Here is a 25,960-nt window from a genome sequence, read left to right on the forward strand (position 1 = left end):
ACAGCGACAAGGTATAGGATGGGGAGAATGAAATTATTCAATATGTAAGCGCAATATTTGGATCTAGGGAGGACAGACTCTTGAACAAAAAGAACATTCGTTTCAGCCTGATCCATACGATCATCCTATCGTTACTGCTATCGGCAGGATGCCCGGGATTCCCCCTGGACAGAGCCTATGCTGATGATTCCCCCTCTGCAAATGCAAATGATACGGTAACGTCCGTTGCATCCTTGGTATATGCGAATCCCACTGAGCCGGATTTCACACCTGCGAATGCTAATCATACGGTATCAACGTCTGTTGCATCCACGGTATATGCGAACACCCTTGCGAACCCCGGCTTTGAAACCGGAGATATGACGGGTTGGACGGTGATCGAAGGAAGTGCATTCGGACCTGACAGCGTATCGGAAGAAACCATGTACTGGGCTGAAGGGATTCCCTATGGGCAGGAAGGCAACTACCATCTGAATGGATGGAAATATGAAGAATCGGCCACAGGAAGGGTACGTTCTTCCACGTTCACCTTGGGTGGTTCCGGATGGATTACATTCATGCTCGGCGGCGGCAGACACACGGATCGGGATTATATTGAAATCAGCAATGCGGATACGGGTGAAGTGTTGGCACGCTACGGGAATACGGAGTGGAGCGCGGAGAATTTTCCGAACGTAGAGCTCGGGCTGCACTTAGCAAACCTGGTCAAATATAAGGCGGATTTGAGCCCCTATATCGGACAACATCTGTATATCGATATCGTAGATCACGGTACTTCGGATTGGGGAGTTCTGTTCGTGGATGCCATGAATACATACCATGAGACCAAACCAAGTGAAGGCGTGCGAGCCGATAATTTGTACGATCCCGGCGTGAAGGAAATTCAAAATCCCGGCTTTGAAACAGGAGATCTCAGCGGCTGGACCGTTGTGGAAGGAGAAGCTTTCGGTCCGGGCAGCGTATCGAATGAAACGACCTATTGGGATGAGAAGATCCCTTATAACCAAGAAGGCGGTTACCATCTGAACGGCTGGACCTATCCGGAGGAGAAGACGGGAAAGCTGCGTTCGACCGCGTTCAAGCTGGGCGGAACCGGCTGGATAACATTCCGACTGGGGGGAGGTAAACATACGGATTTGGCACATATCGATGTCTATGATGCCAAGACCGGCGAGCTGGTGGCGCGATACGGAAACACGGAATTCACGGATATGAACTTCCCGCATGTCGACCAGGGTCTTCGGCTGGCGAATATGGTGCAGTATAGAGCGGATTTGCGGGCGTATGTAGGTGAGAATTTATATGTTGAGATTGTAGACGATGCCACAAATGATTGGGGAGTCGTATTCGCCGACGACTTCAAGACTTATCTCACGGATACGCCGACCGGTGGCGTGCTTGCGAAGAATCTGTATAATCCAGTCCGGTACGAGCTGCGCAATCCCGGCTTTGAATCGGGCACCCTGCTGGGCTGGACGGTGGTCGCCGGCAGCGCATTCGGACCGGGCAGCGTGTCCGGTGATTCGACCTGGTGGGACGAGAACATCCCCTATGGCCAGGAAGGCAGCTATCATCTTGACGGCTGGAGGTATGACGAGAAGAACACCGGGATCCTGCGTTCGTCTACGTTCACCTTGGGCGGAAGCGGCTGGATTACCTTTAAGCTGGGCGGCGGCAAACACACCGATCTGGTGCATGTGAACCTATACAATGCGGATACGGATGAGCTCATCGCCCGTTATGGAAATACGGAGTTCAAGGATATGAATTTTCCGAATATCGATCAAGGGATGCGGCTTGCGAACATGGTTCAGTACAAGGCGGACCTGTCCAAGCACCTGGGTGAGAACCTCTATCTTGAGCTGGTCGACAATGCCGAATCGGATTGGGGGATGATGTTTGCGGATGCTTTCTTTACCTACCATGAATCGGTACCGACGGATGGCGTTCTTGCAGCCAATTTATACTCGACAACGCCTGAGACCATTGAAAACCCAGGTTTCGAAACTGGAGACTTGAGCGGTTGGACCGCGGAGGGCAACGCGTTTACAGGCTCGCTGACCGATCAGTCCAGTTATGGTGACCCTGCAGCGCCCTATGGTCAGGAGGGTACCTATCATGTGTCCGGCTACGGTAAAGCGGACCAAGCTACGGGAACGTTAACATCCCGTCCCTTCAGGCTCGGCGGAACGGGATTCGTCTCTTTTCTTGTGGGAGGCGGAGCTAACCCGAACCACCTTTACGTGGCCCTGGTCCGGACTTCCGATCAAGCCGTGTTGATGAAAGCGACCGGGACCCAGTCGGAGCAGTATACCCGCACCCGTTGGGATGCAGCGCCTTATCTCGGCCAGGAGGTCTATATTCAAGTTGTAGACGGGGATCCGGCCGGACATATCAATGTCGATGATTTTCAGGTCAAAGGATCCGGTCTGATCGGCAGCTGGCATTTGGACGAAGGTCAGGGAGCGGCGGCCAAGGACGATGTCCGCAATAAGAATGATGCGGTTCACTATGTATTCAACAATGCCAAATACAAACCGAACAGCGAACCTTTATGGAGACAAGGCGCGGCCGGCAAAGGGCTGCTCTTCGATGGATATTCCACTTGGATAGCCAGACCTGCGAATGAAATCGCCAAGCCTACGGATGAAATCACCATCGAATCCTGGATTGCTCCTAGGTCTTATGAGTGGGGAGATGGGGGGAAGCTGTCGGCGATCGTCAATCAATATGACAGTGATACCCGCACCGGCTACATTCTTGGCATGGGCCGTCATGGCAAGTGGTCGTTCCAGGCAGGGATTAACGGAAAATGGACGGAGGTATGGGCCGATGAAGACAAGCCGCTCCCCAAATTCGAGTGGTCTCATATCGCTGCTACCTACAGTAAAACCGACGGGAAATTGAAACTGTATTTGAATGGCGAATTGGCGGGTACCGCTGCGGCGGAGAAGAAGCTCCCCATCTCTCCGGCAAACCAAGATTTCATGATTGGTAAGAATAACTCCGGCGTTGTGATTAACGGGGCCTTCACCGCCAATATGTTTAACGGCATGATCGATGAAGTGAAAGTGTTCAATCGGTCTCTGACGCAAGAGGAAATTCAAAACGACTATCATACCGTCACGTCGAATTTTGAGGGAGGCATTGCTCCTGCGCCTTCCATGGACTTCGACCGGAGCGTTTACGATGGAGACCGCTACCGGCCCCAGTATCATTTGATCGCGCCCGGCCACTGGATGAATGAGCCGCATGCTCCGCTCTACTTTGACGGCAAATACCACATCTTCTACCAGTTTAATCCGCAGGGTCCTTACTGGCACCAGATTCATTGGGGGCATGCGGTGAGCGAGGATATGGTGCACTGGAAGGATATGCCCGTTGCTCTTGCCCCGGAGGCAGGTTCGGAAACCCCGGACGGGGTGTGGTCCGGCAGCGCGGTTGTCGACGACCATGGCAATCCTGCGTTGTTCTTTACGGCAGGGGATGACAAGGCTTCGCCCAACCAGGCGACGGGACTTGCCAGGAGCACCTTCACGAATGACGGTGATGTCAACCTGAAGAATTGGGTTTACCACGGAACACCGGTTACCACTCAAGCGCCTAACCTGCCGGCAGACGAAGGCGAAGTGTGGTTCGGCAATTTCCGGGACCCATACGTATGGAAGGACGGGAACACGTGGTACCAACTGGTAGGGTCCGGAATCAAGAATGTAGGCGGAACGGCTTTGCTGTATACCTCGGAGGATATGGTTCACTGGACTTACAAAGGTCCGTTCTTCGCCGGCAATGATGAGAAGTACCATAAAACCGGGCAGGTGTGGGAGCTTCCCGTATTGCTTCCGCTGGGCAAGGACAGCAGTGGAACCATGAAATATGCCTTTTTTATTAATCCGTGGTTCGACCACTATGATGCAGATAATGTGAAGTATGTTTTCCACTGGATTGGCACCTGGGATAAAGTCAACAACAAATTCGTTCCCGATCACGAGGAACCCCGCATGTTCGATTTTGGCGAACATTTTACCGGGCCGAGCGGTATGGTGGATGGTCAAGGACGTTCGATCTTGTTCAGCATCACGCAAGACCGGCGTACAGAACAGCAGCATTCGGATTCAGGCTGGGCGCATAATGGCGGGCTGCCGCTTGAGTTATCCCTGCGCAGTGACGGCACGCTGGGTGTAGAGCCAATTACCGAGCTTCAATCTCTCCGCGGCCGGAAGCTGGTAGACCTGTCACAGGCTTCCATGGGGGCCGCCAATGCCAAGCTGGCTCAAGTGCAGGGCGACATGCTGGAGGTTGTCCTGGAGGCCCGAATCGGTGCAGCGAACAAGGTTGGTATCTCGCTGCGGAAGACCGCGGACGGCAAGGAGGAGACCCCATTGGTCTACGATGCAGAACAACAGACGCTGAGCCTCGATAGATGGAAATCTTCTCTCGATCCGGACGTACAGAAGGGGATCCAAAGCGGCAGGATGGAGCTCGATGGGGATATGCTGAAGCTGCATATCTATCTCGATCGTTCGATGCTGGAGGCCTATGCCAACGGGAAGAATAGCATCACCTCCCGCATCTATCCGACACGCGCAGATGCGCTCGGCCTTCGACTGTGGAGCGAAGGGGGACAAGCTTCCATTGAGAGATTGCAGGTATGGGAGATGAACTCCGCTTATGGAGATACGGTGCCAGCCAGCTGGCCGGCTCCTGGGGTTCAGAAGACGCCTGTCGGCGAACTGCCCAATGCCGATTTCGAGAAGGGCGATTTGTCCGGATGGACGGTGGAAGGCAGCGCATTTTCCAATGGGAATGTCGTCCAGGTGAATGATTGGGGCTGGGGTGGACCCTTTAATCAGGCCTCAGTGGCAAAGGATCCCGAGCGCTATCATTTGTGGGGATTTACGCCGGAGATCGGAGATGCTGCGATAGGTTCCCTGACAACTCAAACCTTCACGTTAGGCGGGGATGGCAGGGTCAGCTTCCTGGTTGGCGGCGGCAAGGATATTGATCAACTCTATGTTGCCCTTGTTCGTGCTTCGGACGGCGAAATTCTAATGAAAGAGACTGGAGACAACAATGAAGCCTACCGCCGTGTAACGTGGGATGCTTCGGCGTACAAGGGAGAGCCGCTTTTTATTCGGGTTGTCGACCAGGGGACAGGCGGCTGGGGGCATATCAATTTTGACAATCTGAATGTTCCGGTGGCGTTGAAGGGGAACAGCCGATCTGGCACTTCTGGGGGGATAGCCATGGATCCGAAACCGGACGTGGTGAGCCTCCCACAGGCCGATCGTGATGGCAAAGTCTCTGTTTCGATTGATAATGGGGCCAAGCAGGCTGATCTTCCCGGGGATGCAGCCGCCATTACCAACAAGAATATCATCGAGATTTCCAATGACCATGTGACGGTTACCATTCCAGGCAGCGTACTGGTGAAACTGCAGAGTTTCCTGCCGGCAGACGAACTGAAGGATGCGACGATTTCCCTTAGGATGGAGCCCGTACCCTCGGCGGATCAAACCATGCTGCTGAACAAAGCGGGAGAGAAGTCGAAGGCGAAGCTGACCGCTGCCGGGGAGATGCTGGAATTCTCGCTTGCCATTGTAGGCAAAGACGAAGTGGAAAAGACATTATCCCAGTTTGACGAAAGGATTACAATTTCATTTAAAGTCTTACATGATGTCAAGACAGAGCTCCTGGGCGTCTACTGCATCGAAGATGACGGTTCTATGGAGTATGCGGGGGGCCGGATGGAGGAGGATGGCAAGTGGGCTGCGCGAGTCAGCCACTTCAGCAAATATGCCGTTGTCAGCTTCGATAAGAGCTTCTCCGATGTGAGCGATTCGTTCTGGGCGGCGGGAGTCATTAAGGAAATGGCTGCCAAACACATCCTAGAAGGGATCAATGAGACGCAGTTCACACCGAACCAATCGGTGACTCGCGCCGAATTCACCGCGTTGATCGTGCGGGCACTTGGCCTTAGGGCGCAAGGAGCCGTGACGTTCACAGACGTGGCGCCAACAAGCTGGTACGCCGGTGCAGTGGCGGCTGCCGGTGAAGCAGGATTGGTGACCGGGCTCTCGGATACCAGGTTCGCGCCGGATGCGGCCCTTACCCGTGAGGAAATGGCCATCATGCTTGTACGTGCCTATGAGAAGCACGCTAAAGGCGCCAAGGCGGACGAGGTCCAAGCCAAAGGCTTTGCTGACGAAGGAAGCGTCAGCGCCTGGGCGCTGGATGCAGTAAGAAAAGCGCAGGCACTGGAGCTTATTAACGGACGCGGCAGCGGTCTATTCGTGCCCAAAGATCAGGTGACCCGCGCGGAGAGCGCGCAGGTGATTGCCCAATTGGTAGTGTGGTAATGGCGGGAAGGCAAGCTCTACGGGCTGCTTGCCTTCCAAGAAAGTAATGATTCGAGGCGGGGAGGAATCCTCTTGAGGATGGAAGTGGAAGACATCATTCGTGAAGTACCTGAGCTAAACCGCGAATGGTTGGGCGTTGAGACGCTAAGTGGAGGCTTGTGCAACGAAACTTATAAGATACAAACCAAAGGGAAGGCCTACGTGCTTCGCATCAACAGCAGGCAAAATGAATATGTAAACCTGACCCGCCGTTCAGAAATCGAAGTCATGAAGATGGCAAACCGAGAAGGATTTTCGCCTAAAGTCATCTCTAGTGCTGTACCTGAACAATACGTAGTCACGGAGTTTATCGAAGGTCGAATGGTAGCGAAGGATGATCTGAAGGACCCTGCCGTCAAGGGAATGATCATGGATCGTCTCAAACGAATACACCGCATGGAGGATCAAGGAAGAATATGCAGCCCTTACGACTTGATTTATGGCTACCTGAAAGGCGCCGCTTTGTTTCAAGTCAAGCATCCGGAGGGATTAACCCGAATCTTGCACCGGGTAGAGACCATTGCACATAGGCGGAGTAATGACAAGGAATATAACAACAAGTTTTGTCACAATGATTCGTTTTTGTGCAATATGATCTTTACCGGCGACCAGCTGCAAATCATTGATTGGGAGTTGTCGGGAAGGGGGGATGTGTTTTTTGAGTTGACTCTCATTCCGTTCACGAACGGATTCAGTGAAGAAGAGGAGCGGGAATGGCTACGGTTATACTTCGGACATGCCGAGGAGGATGCCTTTCACATTCTGCAGGACATGAAATACGTTTCTATGGTCCGTGAGGTGGCGTGGGGCTTATTTTACAGTGGACTGGCGAAGGACTCGAAGCATCATGAATTTGATTACTACCAATTCGCCGAATCCTGCATCCAGCGAATAGAACAAGGGATTTATCAGCTGTAGCAGTGATGAATGTGATCGATGGGGCAGACCGCACGACAGGGTTGGAGCAGGCGAGTACGGATGTGCTCGCCGCCGCCTATCAAAAGGCGATTGCGCTCGGGCTTAGCAGGGAGTTCATTCTTCTGCTGGAAAAAGAACTGTTACGAAGAGCGTCCGAGCGGCGAGGCTCCTGAGAACGATATCCAAGCAGGAGAGGGGGTGATGGATGCCGCGATTAAGTATTATCGTCATCATCAAGGAGGGAACGAACTTACGGAGATTCATGTAGGCGGTTACATTCAGCTGACAACCCAAAGGAGGAAACACATGTTTCATCGTACAAAATGGCTGAGCATCATGCTCTCTATGTCTTTAGGTCTCATGTCATGCCCCTTTACTCAGCATACCCAGGCAGCTGCAGCAGCAACCATTGCCCAGTGGAAGTTTGATGAAGGAAGCGGGAATACCACGAAGGAAACGGTGGGAAACACGAATGACCCCATCCATTATGTGTTCAATAACGCGGTCTATAAACCATCCAGCGCCCCGCAATGGAAAGCGGACGGCATCTCAGGCAGTGCCTTATTATTCGACGGCTACTCCACTTGGGTAACACACAACCCGATTGCCACGCCTTCGACGGCGATGACCATCGAGACCTGGGTCGCCCCCCGGGCCTACGAATGGGGGGATGGCGGTATGCTGTCGGCCATCGTCAATCAGCATGATAAATCCGCAAAACAGGGATTTGTGCTGGGGGTCTTTCGCGGAGGTACCTGGTCGCTGCAAATCGGATCAGGCGGAAACTGGTATGAATTGTGGGCTTACGAGCCGCTTCCCAAATCCGAGTGGTCGCATCTTGCAGCCACGGTGGACGGAACGCAAGGGACGATGAAGCTGTATTTGAATGGGCAGCAGGTCGCATCGCGCAGTATTCCTGCCAATTCAACGATCACTCCTTCTGCTAATAACTTGCTGATCGGCAAGAACAACCAGAGCACACCGCTCGCTGGGTTCCCCCTGAATATGTTTAACGGTCTCATTGATGAAGTGAAGATCCGAAGTGGAGCTGCCAGCGCGGCAGAGGTGCAAAGTTCTTACCAGAACGATTTGATCCAGCTGGGCGGGAATCTTCCTACGCCTGACGTAGGCTTTGACCGAAGTACGTACAATGGGGACAAATATCGTCCCGCTTATCATGCTATCGCACCGGGCCACTGGATGAACGAACCCCATGCACCCCTCTATTATAATGGGCAGTACCATCTCTTCTACCAAAACAATCAGCATGGTCCCTATTGGCACAATATGCATTGGGGACACTGGGTAAGCGAAGACATGGTGCATTGGCGGGATCTTCCGCCGGCGGTATCGCCGGAGCTGTTCCAGGTCGACCCGGATGGCGACTGGACGGGCAGCTCCGCCATAGACGATGCGGGGAACCCTACGCTGTTCTTCACGGCCGGTAATGATGCCAAGCCCTACATCGGCAGCAATCAGAATATCGGTGTAGCACGGAGCACGGTGAAGGAGGACGGCGACAACGATTTGAAGAAGTGGATCAAAGAATCCAAGCTTGCCGTTACACAGCAGCCAGGTCAAGGAAAGACCGGTGAGTTCCGCGACCCTTATGTATTCAAGGATGGATCGACATGGTTCATGCTGGTGGGGACGGGGATCGATGGCCAAGGCGGAACCGCCGCTGTCTATTCCACGACCGATCCCAAGTTAATGAATTGGACCTACCGGGGCCCATTGTATCAATCGAATACAGCTGCGTATCCTCACCTGGGAACGGTGTGGGAGCTACCGGTGCTGCTGCCGCTGGGCAATGGCAAGCACCTGCTCGCCATTAGCCCGGTGGGGTCGGGAGCGGATGTGGAAGTGTACTACTGGATCGGAACCTGGAACAGCGGCTCCGCCAAATTCACACCGGATCAACCGGCTCCGCAATTGATGGATTTTGGCGATTTCAAGTTCACGGGTCCGAGCGCTTTTGTTGATCCGGTATCGGGACGGAATATCCTGTTTACGATCGCACAGGGAGAGAGGTCCTCTCAGGAAGAATCCAATGCAGGATGGGCGCATAATGCCGGCCTGCCGGTGGAATTAAGTCTCCGGCCGGACGGTAAGCTGGGGATCAACCCCATTGGTGAGCTGCAGTCACTACGCGGTCAGCAGCTGGTTAATATCACGACGGATACCAGTTTCGCGGCGGCGAACACCGCTCTGTCCGCTGTGTCGGGCGATACGCTGGAAATTGAGGTGGAGCTCGCCCGAGGGGCTGCAGATCAAGTGGGTATGAAGGTTCGCCGATCTCCAAACGGCGAGGAAGAGACGTTGTTGTATTACAAGAACAGCACGGATGAATACGGAGTGAACCGGACCAAAACGGTCGCTGGCACGAACAAGGGGATCCAACAGGGCAACGTGGATATTGGGAATGAAAATGTAAAGCTGCATGTTTATCTGGACAAGTCCATGGTGGAGTCTTACTTGAACGGATTAAAGTCCATCACGACGCGCGCTTACTCCACGCGTGAGGACGCTAAAGGGTTGCAATTATGGGCGGATACGAATACGGACTCCATTGTCGTCAAGTCGCTGAAGGTCTGGAGCATGAACTCGGCTTACGTGCCGACTCCGGCGAGCGGCGTAACGCTGTCTCCCGCAAGCCTTCAAGTGACCGTGGGCGGTAAGAAATCGTTATATGCGACGGTGGCACCTTCGAATGCGACGAACAAGAACGTGACCTGGACTTCGAGCAATCCCGGAGTCGCAACGGTTGTTAATGGTGTGGTCACTGGCAAGTCAGCAGGCACCGCAACGATAACGGCCAAAACCCGAGATGGCGCCAAGACGGCATCAAGCACGATTACCGTTGCCGCGCCGGCTCCGTCCGGGAATTTGACGAACGGCGGATTTGAATCCGGCAATCTGAGCGGCTGGATTGTTGAGAGCGGCAATGCTTTCTCGGATGCGGCCGTGACGAATCAGTCCGTGTTCTGGGAGACGCAGCCATTCAACCACACAGGTTCGTATCATCTCTGGGGAATGAAGAACGGGGAAGTAGCTACAGGTGTCCTCAAATCGCAAAACTTCACGTTAGGCGGCAATGGGCAGATCAGCTTCCTGGTTGGCGGAGGCTCCGATATCGACAAGCTTTACGTATCCTTCCACCGGGCTTCGGATGGCAAAGAACTATTCCGGTCGACTGGACCAGGCACTTACTGGAACTGGCAAAGCAATAAAGGCGAAACGGAAAGCTACACTCGAAGGCATTGGGATGCTACGGCTTACATTGGAACCCCCATGTATATTAAGGTCGTCGATGAACGTACGGATGGGTGGGGACATATCAACGTGGACGACTTCCTTGTTCCCGTTCAAGGAGGCGCGGCAGATACGCAAGCCCCAACCGTGCCGGCCAATCTGCAAGCACCGGCCAAGACAGCGAATTCGGTCACGCTCAGCTGGGGAGCGTCAACCGATAATGTCGGCGTTACCGGGTATTCCATCTTCCGGAATGGGACTCAAGTGGGCACCAGCATAACAACGGGGTATACGGACAGTGGATTAACAGCGGGCACAGCCTACACCTACACGGTAAAAGCATGGGATGCTGCCGGAAATGGGTCCGCCGCCAGCAGCAGCTTGACGGTTACTACCCAAGCTTCCACGATCGGTGGAATAACCAATCATGATTTCGAGAGCGGGAATTTGACCGGCTGGACGGTTGTCAGCGGCAACGCATTCAGTGCCGCTGACGTGACTGCCGATGTGAACTGGGGATGGGGAGGACCCTTCAATCAGAGCGGATCGTATCATCTCTGGGGGTTTAAAGACGGGGGTGACGGGCAAGTCGGCGTCCTCAAATCCGAGACGTTCACGCTTGGCGGAAGCGGGGCCATCGATTTCCTGATCGGCGGCGGGAATGACATCAACAATCTGTATGTTGCCCTGGTCCGCGCTTCCGACGGAGCGGAATTGATGAAGGCGACGGGCAGCAATAACGAAGCGTACAGCCGAATCACGTGGAACGCCGCTTCTTATGCGGGAACATCATGCTATATCATGATTGTCGACAATGCAACGGGGGGCTTCGGCCATCTCAATGTGGATGATGTGAATGTCCCTGCTTTGAGGTAGACTGCCTCCACCAACTATTGGATCTGCGCTAGCATGCAGAGTCCGTGCCGCTGGAGTCTATGACGAATAGGTCAGTCACTGAAGCGATGGCAGATCCCGACCCTGGTCACGATGCGGCCAGGGTCGTTTTTTGCTCTTCCAGCCGTCTCGGTAAACCATCAGGGATTAGGTATTAAAGAGAGGAAACAACTCGATGAGATAAAAATTATTTTGACTAAGGCCGGTGAAGGATAGCTTATTATAGACACCGCGGCAGCCGGCCAAGATGATCACCGGCTGCCTTTGGTCACCTGCAGGGCAGTTATTATAGTGGGGACGAATTGGGACGGACTGTGTCGTTGGAGGGCCTCTTCTTTTGTCCAGGAACCTATCTTGCTATAGGCGAATATCCTGAATCATTAAGAACGAATGGAGTGGTTAGACGAATGCCGTCCATTGTAGGGAATATCAAAGTCGACAGCGTCGGACCCAGCTCTACGGTGCATATAGGGGATGCGGTTTGCATCATTCTATCGAGCGCGTCCAAAAATTATGGGGGAGCGAGCTCCTTCTCGCCGGGAGACAGCTACGGAAGCGTCAGCAATAACCAGAACAATCGGGTCATTACGAATGATCCGGATGTGATTGACAACAGCCGTTAGGGGCTGTCTGGTTCTACCAGCCGGCAGCAGGCTGCAGGGCATAGCTTGGCGAAGGTCAGTCCCGTATGCTTCCTGATGAGCCTCTATAACAACAAGAACCCCCGACACACGCGGCAAGGCGCGGATTACGGAGGTTCTCTTGGTTGTACACTATTGTCGTTTAAACTTAGCCATCGAAATCGCGATTAATGCGGCCAGGACGACAAGCGATGCGATAATGCTGATACGGTTGCCTTCATCCAGTACGAACAGGATGGAGATCAGGCTGAGCGCCGCGGCGGTGAAGCCCGTGATGTACGGGAAGGCCCACAGCTTGAAGCTCGGGTTCACTGGATACGAGCGGCGCAGCTTGAGCTGGGCCAGGCAGATGCCGATCCACACGAGCGAGACGACGAAGCCGGGGAAGGCCATGAGCAGCCCGAAGACCTGATCCTGCGCCACATAGGCGATCATGGAACCGCAGACCAGGACGACCGCGGTGAGACCCAGGCTGTAGAGCGGCACCCCCTTGTCCGAGACGTAGGCGAAGGCGCGGGGCGCTTCCCCTTCGGATGCGAGGGAGTGCAGCATCCGTGTACAGCCGTAGATGCCCGAGTTCGCTGCCGACAAGACGGCGATGATCAGAATGAAGTTCATGAAGTGGGCCGCGCCCTGTAGCCCTGCAATGGATAGCACCTGGACGAAGGGGCTGGACTGCTCGCTGAGTTCGTTCCAGGGAATCAGGCCGCAGATGACCAGAATCGGCAGCGTATAGAACAGGATGATCCGCCAGACGAAGTTCTTAATGACCTTCGGGAGCACGCGCTCCGCGTCTTTGGCTTCGGTGACCGTAACGCCGATCAGTTCGGATCCGCCGAAGGAGAACATGACGATGAGCAGTGCCGAGAAGATGGAAGCCATACCGCCCGGGAAGAAACCGCCGTGTTCCGTGAAGTTGCTCCAATAATCCGTTTGGCCGCTCGGGATGATGCCCAATAGGATGCCTGCGCCCAAAATGATGAACACAATGATCATCGCAATCTTGATGCCGGCGAACCAGAACTCGAACTCGCCGTAATGCTTGACATTCATGAGGTTCACGCCCAGGATGAAGGCCGTACAGCCCAGGCTCAAGATCCAGAGCGGGATGGATGGCAGCCAGTACTGCAGGAAGCTTCCGCCCACGATGACTTCGATGACACAGACAGCGAGCCAGAGCAGACAATAGAGCCAGCCCATAACGAAAGAGGCGCGTATGCCGAAGGCTTTATGGATGAACCCTTTTATATTCGTATTCGGGTAGACAATCGCCATCTCGGCTATCGCCCCCATGACCACCAGCAGCAGCAGCCCTGCGAATACATAGGCCAGAACCACGCCGGGACCTGCAAGAGAGACGGTCTCCGCACTGCCCTTAAAAATACCGGTGCCGATCGCTCCCCCCATCGCCATCATGCTGATATGCCTTGGCAACAGTTTCTTTTGAAGTTCTCCATTCGTCTCCACGAGTATGCTTCAGCCACCCTTGTATTCAAAATATTTCCATTATTTTCGCGCTTATGGCGCAAGTTCCGACACTGCATTCTAACAAATTCTGAAGAAACATGAAAGGTGGAAAAGGTGGTTAATTCACGATTGGTAGATTAATAGAAATGAGGGGCTGGGATTTGGCGCAGGATGACCCTGGGTGTCAGCTCCTTCTGCAGCTTCACTGCTTTGGACTTGCTTAGCTAATTTGTTTTGAATCGCGCTGGGAGGAAAATCCTTGAGAACCGTTCACTGAATGTGCTATACCTGTACAAGGAGCACACAAGTGCAGCACAATATGAAAGCGATTGCACAAAAAGGGGGGTCAAGCATGCTGCAGATCCTGATCGTGGACGACGAGGCAATAGAACGGGACGGCATCCGGTTCCTCATCCGCAAGTTTGGGCTGGAGCTGACGGTACTTGAAGCGGAGAACGGCGAAGAGGCGCTGGAAGTGCTCGCCGAGCATCCCGTGGACATTCTGTTCACGGATATTAAGATGCCGTTCATGGACGGGCTGGAGCTGTGCCGGCGGGCGAGGGAGCGGTACGCGGCGCTTCGGATTATCATCTACAGCGCATACGGGGAGTTCGAATACGCCCAGCAGGCGATCCGGTACGGCATTCAGTCCTATGTGCTGAAGCCGATCGACGTGCAGGAATTCAGGACTGTGCTGATGGCCGCGATGGAGCTGTGCCGGCAGGAGAAGGCCTTGGAGGCACAGCAGATCACACTCAGGGACGGCTACCATAAAGGCCTCGTCTACGAGAAGGAAAAACAGCTGCTCGACCTGATCGGCGGCCGGGCGGACGTTGAAGCGCTGGAGTCCTTGGCGCAGGCAGGCGTCCCACTCCGTGGGCGAAGGATCCAGATGATGCTGGTGCACTTCGAGGGCCGTTTTTTTGGGAGCAGCGACCAATCCTTTCAGAATGATATCCGGGAGCTGGTACGGGACGACTGGGAGCTGGTCCACTTGAACGAAAGCCAGTGCCTGCTGCTGGTTCTGACCCCGGAGTCGCTGGCCTCGAACGATACGGCAGCGGACATCGGGGAGCGGCTGCAGCAAAGGCTGACGGCTGGGTACGGGCAGCCATGTACGGTCGTGGTCGGCAGGCCGGAGACGGCAGGTGGGCTCAAGGACGAGTACGAGCGGATGGAGGGGCTGCTCGAGAACCAGTTCTTCTATAAGGAAGGCACCGTGTTCTACACCGACCGGACTCAGGCCGGACGGCCGCTCCCGGCGGACGCACTGGCGGAGCTGCTGGACCGCCTGTACTGGCATCTGGAGGCGAAGGATGACTACGGGTTCCGCCGCGGGATGGGGCTGTTCTTCGAGACGGTGCGCCGGAGCGGGCAGCATTCGGTCATCTATACCAAATATCTGTGCATGGAGCTGACCCGGAAGGCGCTGCATACCGCTGGCAGGGAAGGGGAGCCCGATTGGTCCCACTACGCCGAGGAGCTCTTCTCCTGCCGATCCCTGGAGGAGCTGGAGAGCAGCGTGCAGAGGGCACTGGACCTGATCCCGATGGAAGATGCTCATGAGAGCGGTGCCCTTCACACGAAGAAGGTCATCAAAGATGTCGTGGGGCTCATTGAGGAGCACTATATGCACGATATTTCCTTGAGCTGGATTGCGGAGCAGGTGCATCTGACGCAGACCTACCTCAGCTACCTGTTCAGCCGGGAGAAGGGACAGCCCCTGATCAAATACATCACGGGGGTGCGGATGCAGAAGGCGGCGGAGCTGCTGATAGGCAGCCATCTGACGGTGGCCCAGATCAGCGAGCGGACGGGATATACGAGCGATTCATACTTCGGCAAAATCTTCAAGAACCACTACGGCGTCTCCCCGGCCAAGTACAGGGAGAGGAGCTCCTGAGATGGGGATGAGCCGGCTCCTTCACTATTTTCAGAACCTGAGGTTCAAGCAGAAGCTGTTCAGCTCCTATCTGGTCGTCTGTATTATCCCGCTGATCGTGCTGGGGGCGTTCTCCTACTATCAGGCCAGCCGCTTCCTCCTGCAGCAGGCGGAGCAGAATCTGGACGAATCCATCGGCGGGCTGGCGGAGGGACTGGACTTCCGGACCCGGCAGTTCGAAGCCGTGATCAACTCGGTGACGCAGAATATCGTGTTCAAGCAGATCTTCGTCCATCATAACGGGAACATTACGGGCCTGTACCGCGATTATGTCGACCCGTTCTTCAGCAATATCCTTGACTTCAACCCGGATCTGCTGCAGATCTCCGTCTTCACGGATAACCCCGAGATTCTGCGGGGGAATTACATCCTGCCGCTGGAGCTCATTCATGGGATGCAGTGGTCGCGCAGCCTGAAGCAGGAGGGCACGCAGTGGATGGGGTACAACGGCAAGGTGTTCGCCACCCGGCTGTTCGCCGACAACGATAGGGCGACGAATACCCCCTCCTCGGCGGTGCTGTTCCTCAGTCTCGACGAGGACAGCCTGTTCCAGGGGCTCCGTGAGATTCAGGCGGATGCCTATCATGTCAGCATCCGGGACCGGGAGGGGCGGACCGTCACCGCCCGGAGCGCTGCGATGCCGGGGGACTTCCAGCTGCCGGAGGGGGAGCCTCGGGATGAGCCGGGTGGTCATGGGAACAGCAGCGGTTACCTGACCGTGGGACAGACGGAGTACCTGTATCTCCGCAAGGAGATTCCGGGCGCCGGCTGGGAGCTGGTCTACTACACGCCGAAGGATGCCATTGCGGTCGATGCCCGCAGCATCGTCGGGGCCACGGCGCTGATCATCGCGGTATGCCTTCTCATCCTGGTGTTCCTGATCCGTATGTTCTCGAACACGTTCGTGAACCGGATCACGAAGCTGAACACGACGATGATGCTCGTCGAGAATGGGAACCTGAAGGTCGAGGTCTCCAGTCCCTCGCGCGATGAGATCGGGCAGCTGACCAACCGCTTCGGCCGGATGCTGCATAATATCAACACCCTGATCGAAGAGGTCTACCAGAGCAAAATCACCCAGAAGGAAGCCGAACTGAAGGCGCTGCAGACGCAGATCAATCCGCATTTTCTCTATAACACCCTGTCCATTATCAACTGGAAGGCCCTGCAGGCTGACGCCATGGAGATCAGCGAGATCACGACCAACGTATCGAAGTTCTACCGTACGGTACTCAACAAGGGCCGGAATATCATCCGGGTGGGGCACGAGCTCGAGAACGCCAAGGCGTATATGCAGATCCAACTCGTCATGCACAGCCACAGCTTTGACTTCCTCTGCGAGGTGGAGGAGCGGGTGCTGGAGTTCGATACGATCAACTTGATCTTCCAGCCCATCCTCGAAAATGCGCTGGAGCATGGCATCGACCGGATCCGCAAAGGGGAACGCCGGGGCCGGATCGCTATGCGCGGGTTCCTGGAGGGGGACCGGGTGACGTTCACCATCGAGGATAACGGACCGGGCATGGATGCGGAGACAGCACGGGAGGTATTGATCGCCAGCTCCAAAGGCTACGGCCTCAAGAACGTCAATGACCGCCTGCAGCTCCGCTTCGGGGCGGACTATGGAGTGAGCCTGCAGAGCACACCGGGGCAGGGGACGACGGTGACTCTGGCCTTTCCGCGATATACGGAAGGGATTCCCACTGTGGAAGCGGGATAGCCGGCAGGTGAGATCAGGCGGTGAATTCATAAAGGCTCGTCAGGCTTGACTATTCGATAAATTCTAACACTATCATCAAGAGTGACAGCGATTTTGTTCATTTTGTACTTTACGCTAGCCTGTTATTTTGAGGAATCTACGGTTGTTGCAACTGGGGCAGCAATGGCAGAAATAGAGACGGCCGATACTAAAAATGCCATACCCCTTATGAAGGGAGCATAGCATTTAATACTCTTGTCCTAGCGATTGGCAGAACGGTCTTGCAGATATTTGATACCCGATACAACCGCCACTATAAAGCCAATACCTGCGATTACCAAACAAATAATAAATGGAGCTGCGCTATGCGGTTCTAGAGACTCCTCGAATGTGGGGCGGGCTGGATTGGAGGTTATTTGAATATATAACCCTATTATTGCACTAAGTATCCAAACTGCTACCCCAATTACGGCTATAATAAGTGTCTTTGGTTTTCCCCTCATCATGGCTCACCTCTCCTAAAATTTGGTATTATGAATTAACGTGTGGATAATTTTACACTTAATTACCTTAAATTCCAACTAAGAAGAAGAGGCCGCCCCGATCTGGCGTGCCATTTCTGATGCTCTAAAGCCCCATGCTTGACGCTTGTGCCCATCGGATTCTGATTCCGGTCGGCGCAGGCGTCTTTTTTGTGCTCCCCAGTACCCTAAAAAAGTAACGGAAATCGAAAAAATCTCGGATTTCTGCAAAAGAAAGCGTTTGCTACACTTACTCTACAAGGAACGGGACGGTACCTTCCGTTCATTCATTAGGGAAGGAGTAGTGTGCATTTGGACAATAAAGGAATCCCCCTCGGGAAGCTGATGCGAAGGGACAAAGCGCTGATTCTGATGTTTTTGCCGATATTCCTGTATTACTTTATCTTCTGCTACCTGCCCATGCCGGGCGTCCTGATCGCCTTCAAGAATTATACCCCAGGGCAGGGCATCTTCGGCGGGGACTGGGTGGGGCTCAAGTGGCTGCTCCAGTTTGTGAGCTCACGGTACTTCTGGCGGCTGCTGCGTAATACATTCCTGCTGGCCTTTTATCCGCTGGTCATCGGGTTCTCCATCCCCATCCTGTTCGCGATCTGCGTGGTGGAGATCAAGAACGGGCTGTTCAAACGGTTCGCTCAGACGGTGACGTACCTGCCGCACTTCATCTCAACGGTGGTGATTGCCGGCATGATCATCAACTTCCTGTCGCCGACGGACGGCATCGTGAACACCCTGCTCGCCAGCTTCGGGATGGAGCGGATCAACTTCATGATGGCGCCCGAGTGGTTCCGCACCATCTTCACAGCTTCGGGGATCTGGCAGAGCTTCGGGTTCTCCTCGATCATCTACATTGCGGCGATCATGGGCATCGACCAGGAGATGTACGAATCGGGGCGCATCGACGGCGTGAACAAGTTCCAGGAGGTATGGCATCTTACGCTGCCGAGCCTGAAGCCGACGATCGTCATTCTGCTGCTGCTGTCCATCGGGAGCATCATGAGCGTCAATTTCGAGAAGGTGTATCTGCTCTACAACGGCGCGACCTACGAGACGGCGGACGTCATCTCGACCTACGTCTACCGGCAGGGCATCGAATCGCAGAATTTCGGCTTTGCCACAGCGGTGGGGTTGTTTAACTCGGTGATCTCGTTCGCCTTGGTATTCTTCGCCAACCGGTTGAGCCGGCGGGTGAACGATATGTCGCTGTGGTAGAAGCGAAGAGGAAGGAGGTGGAATGCGGTTATGCAAAAATCATGGGTTGATCAAAGCTTCTATGTCGTGGTGTATGCGCTGACGCTTCTGGCGGTTGTCGTCACCTTATACCCGTTCATCTATGTAGTGAGCGTCTCGCTGAGCTCGGTGGAGGCGATCGATAAGAAGCTGGTCACGCTGTTCCCGGTCGACTTCAGCCTGAGCGGCTACCGGATGGTGCTGCAGTATCCCGACCTGTGGCGGGCCTATTACAACACGATCTGGTATACCGCCGTCGGTACGGTGTTCAATATCGTCGCGACGTGTCTGGCTGCTTATCCGCTGTCCAGGAAGCGGTTTTTCCTCAGACGCAAGCTCAATTTCTATATCGCGTTCACGATGTATTTCTCCGGCGGGCTCATCCCGCTCTACATGGTGATCACCGAGCTTGGCCTGTATAACACCCGGTGGGCGATGGTGCTTCCGGTGCTTGTCAGCACGTTCAACGTCATGATCCTGCGCTCGGCCTTCGAGAATATCCCGAACGAGATATTCGAGAGCGCCAGCATGGACGGAGCCCGGGAATTCACGCTCCTGTTCCGGCTTGCGATTCCTCTGACGAAGCCGACGCTTGCTGTGCTCACGCTGTATTATGCCGTGGCGCACTGGAATGACTTCTTCAACGCGCTGCTGTATCTGGGCAAGCAGGAGCTGCAGCCACTGCAGATCTTCCTGCGGCGGGTGCTCATTATGGCCTCGCCGGAGGTGCTGCAGAAGATGGGCGGGGAGACGGCCGCCACGTCCCTTGCCGTCTCGACGCTGCAGGTGCGGTATGTGGCGATTGTCGTGAGCATTCTGCCGATTATCACGATTTATCCGTTTATTCAGAAGTATTTTGTGAAGGGGATTACGCTGGGGGCGGTCAAAGGGTGACTCAATATGTCATTTTGCGCTCCGTTGAGCTTCGCTCAAAGGTCGCTCTCAAAATGACATATTTTCGCCGGCAAGGGGGAGAAAAAAGCAAAACCTCCAACAGCCAAACATAAAAAAGCAAAACCTCTAAAACACTCAAACATTGAACCACAACGCACATTTTGCGCTCCGTTGAGCTTCGCTCAAAGGTCGCTCTCAAAATGAGGGCTTCAAAAGACAAAATAGCAAAAACCATACAGTAAAACACCTAATAGACAAGAACAGGGAGGCAAAAAAATGAACCAAAAGACAAAGGCGAAAAGCATGGCCAAGCCAGTGCTGGTGACAGGCTTGGCTGCGGTGCTGGCGGCGGGGTGTACCGGCACCGGAGGAGCTCCAGCGGGCGGAGGGGAGACGGCGGGCACGCAGGGAGGGACCCGTTCGGCTTCGCCGAGCTTCAACTATTCGGGGGCGGGACCGGTGACGGATAAGCCGGCGTCGCTGAAGGTTCTGGCGACCAACGCGTGGAGCAACAACGTGGATCTGACGAATGCCCCGATCGTGCAGGAAGTGACGAAGCGGGCGGGGGTGACCGTGAATTGGGAGCTGATCCCGCCGACAACCTACCAGGACGCGATCAGCCCGCGGCTCGCGGCGGGGGCGGATCTGCCGGACATCGTCTACCTGCTCGACCAGGATCAGACGATGAAGAACATCCAGGGCGGCCTGTTCAAGCCGCTCAACGAGTACATCGATAAGTACGGCGTCAATATCAAGAAGCTGTTCGAGAAATACCCGGAGCTGAAGGCGAGCCTCACGACCCCGGACGGCAAGATCTATTACATCCCGCAGCTCGCGGTCACCAAAAATTACATGCCTACGTTCATGGTTAATATGCGCTGGCTGGATAAGCTGGGGCTGAAGGAGCCGACGACGCTGGATGAGTTCACGGAGATGCTCCGGAAGATGAAGTCCGGCGATCCGAACGGCAACGGCAAGCCCGACGAGATTCCGTTCTCCGTGCAGCCGAAGCTGCTCGCGAGTGCTTTTGGACCCGTATTCGGCATGGATCTCGCCAACAGCTTCTATACCGATAAGGACGGCAAGGTGCACTATGCTTACTACGAGCCGGCTTACAAGGAATACCTCGCCTACCTGAACGGGCTGTACAAGGAAGGATTGCTCGAGCAGGACTTCGCCTCGACGACGTCGGACCAGATTACCTCGAAGTTCTCGCAGAACATCACGGGAGTTACGTTCAACTTCAGCTACTACACTTCGATGGTGTACAGCAAGCTCTTCAAGGACTACGATCCGAACACGCCGCTGATTAAGGGCATTGCCCCGCTCAAAGGACCGCACGGCGACCAGTTCTATATGGGGCGCAATCCGATTACCGGGGTATTCGGGATCTCGAAGAACGCGGCCGACCCGGAGCTTGCGTTCCGGTTCCTCGACTATGCGAGCAGCGAGGAGGCCAAGGAGATCTATGCGTGGGGACTCAAGGGAGAGACGTATGAGGTGGTCGACGGCAAGAAGCAGTTTACCGAGAAAGGGAAGGACAATGATTTTATCCAGAAATTCGGTATTAACCCGGTGAACCTGCCGATCGAGCAGTCGGTGGAATCCACGGATGTGCTTGTGGCCCCTTGGCATGCCAAGATTGACAAGGAGATGGAGAAGTACATCAAGCCGCCGTTCCCGTTCGTGTACGCGCTGCCGGAAGAGGCGGGCACCGAGAATACGGTCATGCCGGATATCACCACCTACGTCAATGAGATGAATATCAAGTTCATCACCGGCAAGGAAAGCCTCGATAACTTCGACGCTTATCTCAAGGCGCTGAAGGGAATGGGCGTGGAGGACGTCATCAAGGGAAGACAGGCGCAGTACGACCGCTACCAGGCGGCGGGCAAGAAGTAATTACCAGAATGCCTAGGGACTGTCTGAACGCAAATGGTTGATGCAGGAGGGACAGTACCTAATAATCAGGGTCATCGCACAGCAGTACTCCTAGGGGGCTGCTGTGTTTGTCATTGCGCCGAGCGGAGCCGAGGGACACCGGATGCGACGAGAAAGTAGAATTGTGTATCACCGCGGGGAGCGATTGAGGTACAATCGGGAGAAGAGCCAGAGGTCTTGCGCATCGTTTGACGACACTGTTGTATCCGTTTACAAGCGACGAGGGAGGAAGCGCCATTGACAAAGAAAATCTACGCTCCGCTCGTGCTTCTGCTCGCCATGCTGCTTGCTGCAGCGGGAATGCTCCTCCTCGTTCGCCATCTCTCCCGGTCGGAGAGTTCCGGACAGGCGTCTTCCCGGCAGGCAGCCGAAGGCCATACGATCGAGCCGGCGGTGCTGAAGATGGTCTTCCCGCTGGAGCGGCCTGCGAACGAGACCGAGGTCATCCGTGCCGTCGAAGCCAAGCTGGCGCGGGACGGTCTCCCCTTGAAGCTGGAGATCACCTACATTCCGTACGCCCAGTACTGGAACAAAATATGGCTGCTTGCCGCCAGCGGGGAACCGTACGATCTCGTGGTGACGGCTTATTCGAATATACCGGATCTCGTGGCGAAGAAGGTGCTTGCCCCGCTGGATGAGGCGCTCGCCGGCTATGGCCCCAGTCTGGTGAAGAACACGCCGGCTTACGCCTTCAAGGGAGTGACGGTGAACGGCCGTATCTACGGGATCCCGCGGGTGATGCCGATGGCGGAGTTCCAGAGCTTCCTTCAGATCCGGGGCGATCTGCGGAAGAAGTACGGCCTGCCGGAGATCCGCACCATCGCGGACATGGATGCCTATCTCGCAGCGGTGTCGAAGCAGGAGAAGGATATCGTCCCTTACTATTATGATACGGGCAAGTTTCTGCTGCGCGAATACGGCAATGCGGCGTTCCTAGCCGGGGGCTTCTTCAATTCTCCGGTCTATATCGATCCGGCCGATCCGCAGCTGCTGGTCAGGAATACCTACGAATCCGACAGGTTCAAGGATATTATGGTGAAGATGCACGAGTGGCAGGCCAAAGGCTATGCGCCTTATCCGCCTTCCGTAACCTCGCAGTTCCCTGATCCTGAGGAAGCCTTCCTTTCGGGGCGGGTGGCCGCGACATGGAGCGTGGTCATGAAGCAGACGGAGCGGATTGATGCCTTCAAAGCGGCTCATCCGGAAGGCGAGCTCGAGAACGTGTATCTTCACCCGGAGAAGCCGAGGTATCTCTTCACGGCGGCAGATAACATTCTGTCCGTCCTGTCCACCAGCGCGCATGTGAAGGAGTCGGTGGCCTTCGTGAATTGGCTGAGGAGCAGCCAGGAGAACTTCGATCTTTTTACTTATGGGATTGAAGGGATTCATTATAAGCTGAAGGACGGAGCCCTGTCCTATGAAGGGATTCCGCCTGAGCGACGCTATACGCCGGTCCACTGGGCCTGGGACGATATCCGGTATGCCCGGTTCAGCGAGCACATCTCACCGGAATACGCGGCGGCGCTGAGAAGCTGGGATGACGATGCCGTGCTCTCGCCCACCCTGGGCTTCGTACCGGACCTCGCGCCCGTCAAATCCGAAATGGCCCAGCTTCAGGTCATCACCGCGGAATATCTGCCGCAGCTCTACGATGCGGGGGTCGACTGGGAGCCTACGATGAGCGCTTTCCGTGCCAAGCTCAAGGATGCGGGCATCGACCATGTGGTGGTGGAGATCCAGGAGCAGTTTGACCGGTTCCGGCAAGGAGGCGGCGGTGCCCCCGGCATCCCGGCCGATTCATGATCCGGCGCATGAAGACGAAGAGCTCCGGCAGACGGGCAGTCTGCGCAAGAAACCATAGGGGAGGAGGCAGCATTACGGCTGGCGAATCTCTGAGTAACTAGGCACGGCGCACAATCTCTTGAACCGCCAGCTTGGCGCTGGACATGGCCCCGTCCGCTAACCGGCCTTCCCGGCCGACCCAGTCCCCCGCCACATACAATCCGCCAATCTCAGGAACAACGGGACCGGGCGCCGGGCCGTCTCCTTGGTGACGGATAGAACGCCAGTCGTGTGCAACCAGGATCTTCGGCAGAAACCGCTTGGCGGTGACCTCCTCCTCCCAGCCGGGCTGAAGGAGATCAAGCAGGCCGTGCAGCTCCTGCTCATTCGCTTTGGCATTGATCGGGTCACCGGGATCGAGGTACTTCATGAGATGAAGCACCTGTGCACCGTTGTCGCTCAGCTTGACCGATACCGAGTGGTTGGAGTAATAATAGGGCTCCCCAAGGCCCAGAGCAAATATGTGTTCGGGGTGCGGCGGGTTCATCAACGCCACATCCAGACAGGCGGCATACAGGGGACGGCAGGCGTCCCGCCATTGGCCGAGCGACATAGCCTCCGAGCCATCGACGAGCCGGCAGGCTTCATTCGGTCCCGCCGCCAGGATGACGGAGGAGGCCTCGATCGCCGTACCATCGGATAAGCGCACCCCTGTAACGGAGTCTTCACTGGCCAGAATCCGGTCCGCCCGGCGGCTGGATAGGATCGTTGCCCCTGCTTGGGAGGCTTCGCTGCGCAGCTTCTCGACGACGGTATGCCATCCGCCTTCCACATATCTGACCCCTTGCCCTGCAAGCTGTCCCTGCCTGACCGCGAATCCGCAGCTTAATGAGCTCATATCGCTGCAGAAGGACCACTGTCTGCACATCGCTTGGAAGAGGAGACGCACCCGTTCATACCGAATGTGGATGTTCGACCATTCCTGAACGCTCAGGGAGGCGATCGACTCCGTATCGATCCTGCCCAATCCGCCCATGAGCCCAGTCCACTCTTCATTTTCTTCTGAGGTGAGATCGCCAGGGACGTGTATGAGCTGTCCCTGCGAGATGCCGATCAATCCCTTTTTGGAAGCGTAGCCGCCTTCGGGAAGACAATCCAGCTCCCTCAGAATGCGGAGAGCGGCGCCGCCTTCATACATGGCGTGAGGGCCGAGATTGAACTTGGCACCGTTCATGTCCGTCGTTTGGGCAAGTCCGCCCAAGTTTTTCGCTTTCTCGAGCAGCATCACGGATTGCCCCGCCCTGGCCAGAAAGACGGCTGCCGTCAGACCGGTCAGGCCTCCGCCAATCACAATAGAATCATATCGGGTGTTTGTCTGTTCCATAGTCCATACCTCCAGTGAACTTGGTATGCCGCGGCCGGATGACAAGCAATCCGGAATGCGTTATAATGTGACTGCAAGGTCACTTTTAATATATGTTACCAAATGGTAACTTGTCAATGCTCATTTGTTTTATTTTCTGAAGGGGAGACGGGACGGTTGGAACTCGATATTTTTAAGGCATTATCCGATCCAAGCCGCCGGAAGCTGCTGGACCTCTTATATCAATCCGACGGACGCACGCTGAGTGAGTTGTGCACACACCTGGAGATGACCCGTTTCGGCGTCATGAAGCATTTGAATATTCTGGAAGAAGCGGACCTCATCCTAACGAGAAAAGTCGGCAGGGAGAAACTGCACTATCTGAACGCAGTGCCCATCCGTGAAATGTATGACCGCTGGGTTAGCAAGTATACCGAACCGTGGGTATCCGCTTTGACGCAATTGAAAATGAATGTGGAGAGTGAAGCCATGCTGGAGCACAAACCCAAACATATCCATCGGATCGCAATCAAGTCTGCACCCGAACACATTTGGAGAGCCATTACGGACCCTTCCATGACGGCAAAATTCTGGTACAATGGTTCCATCCGCGCGGCGCAATGGAAGGCGGGAGGCGGATATGAGATCTGGAGTCCCGAAGGGAAGATGCAGGCAAAAGGAGAGCTTCTGGTAGTGGAGCCTCCCCATAAGCTGGTCATGTCCTGGCAGCTGCTGTCTTTGCCCGATACGGCAGAGGAGGGGCCGTCCCGTCTCACATGGGACATCGTCCCGCATAGCGACATTGCGGGTGTCACGCTCGTGACGGTGACGCACGACGAATATGCCCATGCACCGAACACATCGCGGGTCCTTGAGGGCGGATTGCCCGTCATATTGTCGGGACTCAAGACATGGCTTGAAACAGGGAAAACATTGTCCGAGGCATAAGGGCAAGCAGAGACTTGGACTTTCCATGCCGGCACAATCATGCATGAACGGT

Annotated in this window: 14 protein-coding genes; 12 read left to right on the top strand and 2 right to left on the bottom strand. The window is 55.2% G+C overall.

What is annotated here, in order from left to right; genetic code table 11:
* Window positions 1-359 precede the first annotated feature (359 nt).
* The 5 genes from O9H32_RS23415 to O9H32_RS23435 all read left to right on the top strand — a co-directional run bounded on the left by O9H32_RS23415 (window position 360) and on the right by O9H32_RS23435 (window position 12,085).
* The gene (locus O9H32_RS23415) at window positions 360-6,359 is read left to right on the top strand and encodes a GH32 C-terminal domain-containing protein (protein ID WP_319946949.1); all 6,000 of its coding nucleotides are present in this window, start codon (window positions 360-362) and stop codon (window positions 6,357-6,359) included.
* 78 nt (window positions 6,360-6,437) lie between these two features.
* On the top strand, window positions 6,438-7,316 hold the full coding sequence (locus O9H32_RS23420; protein ID WP_269868538.1) for a choline/ethanolamine kinase family protein: 879 nt from the start codon (window positions 6,438-6,440) through the stop codon (window positions 7,314-7,316).
* A 5-nt stretch (window positions 7,317-7,321) separates the two neighbouring features.
* Window positions 7,322-7,489: a sporulation histidine kinase inhibitor Sda gene (gene sda / locus O9H32_RS23425; RefSeq protein ID WP_269868564.1), complete on the top strand. Its 168-nt coding sequence runs from the start codon at window positions 7,322-7,324 to the stop codon at window positions 7,487-7,489.
* A 133-nt stretch (window positions 7,490-7,622) separates the two neighbouring features.
* Window positions 7,623-11,444 carry a GH32 C-terminal domain-containing protein gene (locus O9H32_RS23430; RefSeq protein WP_269868539.1) on the top strand — a complete coding sequence of 1,274 codons (3,822 nt, stop codon included), beginning with the start codon at window positions 7,623-7,625 and terminating at the stop codon, window positions 11,442-11,444.
* 425 nt (window positions 11,445-11,869) lie between these two features.
* On the top strand, window positions 11,870-12,085 hold the full coding sequence (locus O9H32_RS23435; protein ID WP_269868540.1) for a spore germination protein: 216 nt from the start codon (window positions 11,870-11,872) through the stop codon (window positions 12,083-12,085).
* 150 nt (window positions 12,086-12,235) lie between these two features.
* On the opposite strand, the gene O9H32_RS23440 is transcribed toward O9H32_RS23435, so the two are convergent.
* Window positions 12,236-13,519, bottom strand: coding sequence for an amino acid permease (locus O9H32_RS23440; protein WP_269868565.1), 1,284 nt, complete (start codon window positions 13,517-13,519; stop codon window positions 12,236-12,238).
* 403 nt (window positions 13,520-13,922) lie between these two features.
* Here O9H32_RS23440 and O9H32_RS23445 point away from each other — a divergent pair, with 403 nt between their 5' ends.
* The 6 genes from O9H32_RS23445 to O9H32_RS23470 all read left to right on the top strand — a co-directional run bounded on the left by O9H32_RS23445 (window position 13,923) and on the right by O9H32_RS23470 (window position 23,618).
* Window positions 13,923-15,473: a response regulator gene (locus tag O9H32_RS23445; protein WP_269868541.1), complete on the top strand. Its 1,551-nt coding sequence runs from the start codon at window positions 13,923-13,925 to the stop codon at window positions 15,471-15,473.
* A gap of 1 nt (window position 15,474) precedes the next feature.
* Window positions 15,475-17,232 (top strand): sensor histidine kinase, encoded by a 1,758-nt coding sequence (locus O9H32_RS23450; RefSeq protein ID WP_269868542.1) that lies wholly within the window; start codon window positions 15,475-15,477, stop codon window positions 17,230-17,232.
* An 812-nt stretch (window positions 17,233-18,044) separates the two neighbouring features.
* Window positions 18,045-18,962 (top strand): ABC transporter permease, encoded by a 918-nt coding sequence (locus O9H32_RS23455; RefSeq protein ID WP_269868543.1) that lies wholly within the window; start codon window positions 18,045-18,047, stop codon window positions 18,960-18,962.
* A gap of 30 nt (window positions 18,963-18,992) precedes the next feature.
* The gene (locus O9H32_RS23460) at window positions 18,993-19,874 is read left to right on the top strand and encodes a carbohydrate ABC transporter permease (protein ID WP_269868544.1); all 882 of its coding nucleotides are present in this window, start codon (window positions 18,993-18,995) and stop codon (window positions 19,872-19,874) included.
* Window positions 19,875-20,150: 276 nt separating this feature from the next.
* Window positions 20,151-21,776, top strand: a complete 1,626-nt coding sequence (locus O9H32_RS23465; protein WP_269868545.1) for an extracellular solute-binding protein — start codon at window positions 20,151-20,153, stop codon at window positions 21,774-21,776.
* A 276-nt stretch (window positions 21,777-22,052) separates the two neighbouring features.
* Window positions 22,053-23,618 carry an ABC transporter substrate-binding protein gene (locus O9H32_RS23470; protein ID WP_269868546.1) on the top strand — a complete coding sequence of 522 codons (1,566 nt, stop codon included), beginning with the start codon at window positions 22,053-22,055 and terminating at the stop codon, window positions 23,616-23,618.
* 97 nt (window positions 23,619-23,715) lie between these two features.
* Here the strand turns inward: O9H32_RS23470 and O9H32_RS23475 are convergent, their stop codons facing one another.
* Window positions 23,716-24,981, bottom strand: coding sequence for a phytoene desaturase family protein (locus tag O9H32_RS23475; protein WP_269868547.1), 1,266 nt, complete (start codon window positions 24,979-24,981; stop codon window positions 23,716-23,718).
* 156 nt (window positions 24,982-25,137) lie between these two features.
* On the opposite strand from O9H32_RS23475, the gene O9H32_RS23480 reads away from it, so the two are divergent.
* On the top strand, window positions 25,138-25,908 hold the full coding sequence (locus tag O9H32_RS23480) for an ArsR/SmtB family transcription factor (protein ID WP_269868548.1): 771 nt from the start codon (window positions 25,138-25,140) through the stop codon (window positions 25,906-25,908).
* The last annotated feature ends 52 nt before the right edge of the window (window positions 25,909-25,960 follow it).

The organism is Paenibacillus caseinilyticus, assembly GCF_027533645.1.
Classification (GTDB): Bacteria; Bacillota; Bacilli; order Paenibacillales; family NBRC-103111; genus Paenibacillus_G; species Paenibacillus_G caseinilyticus.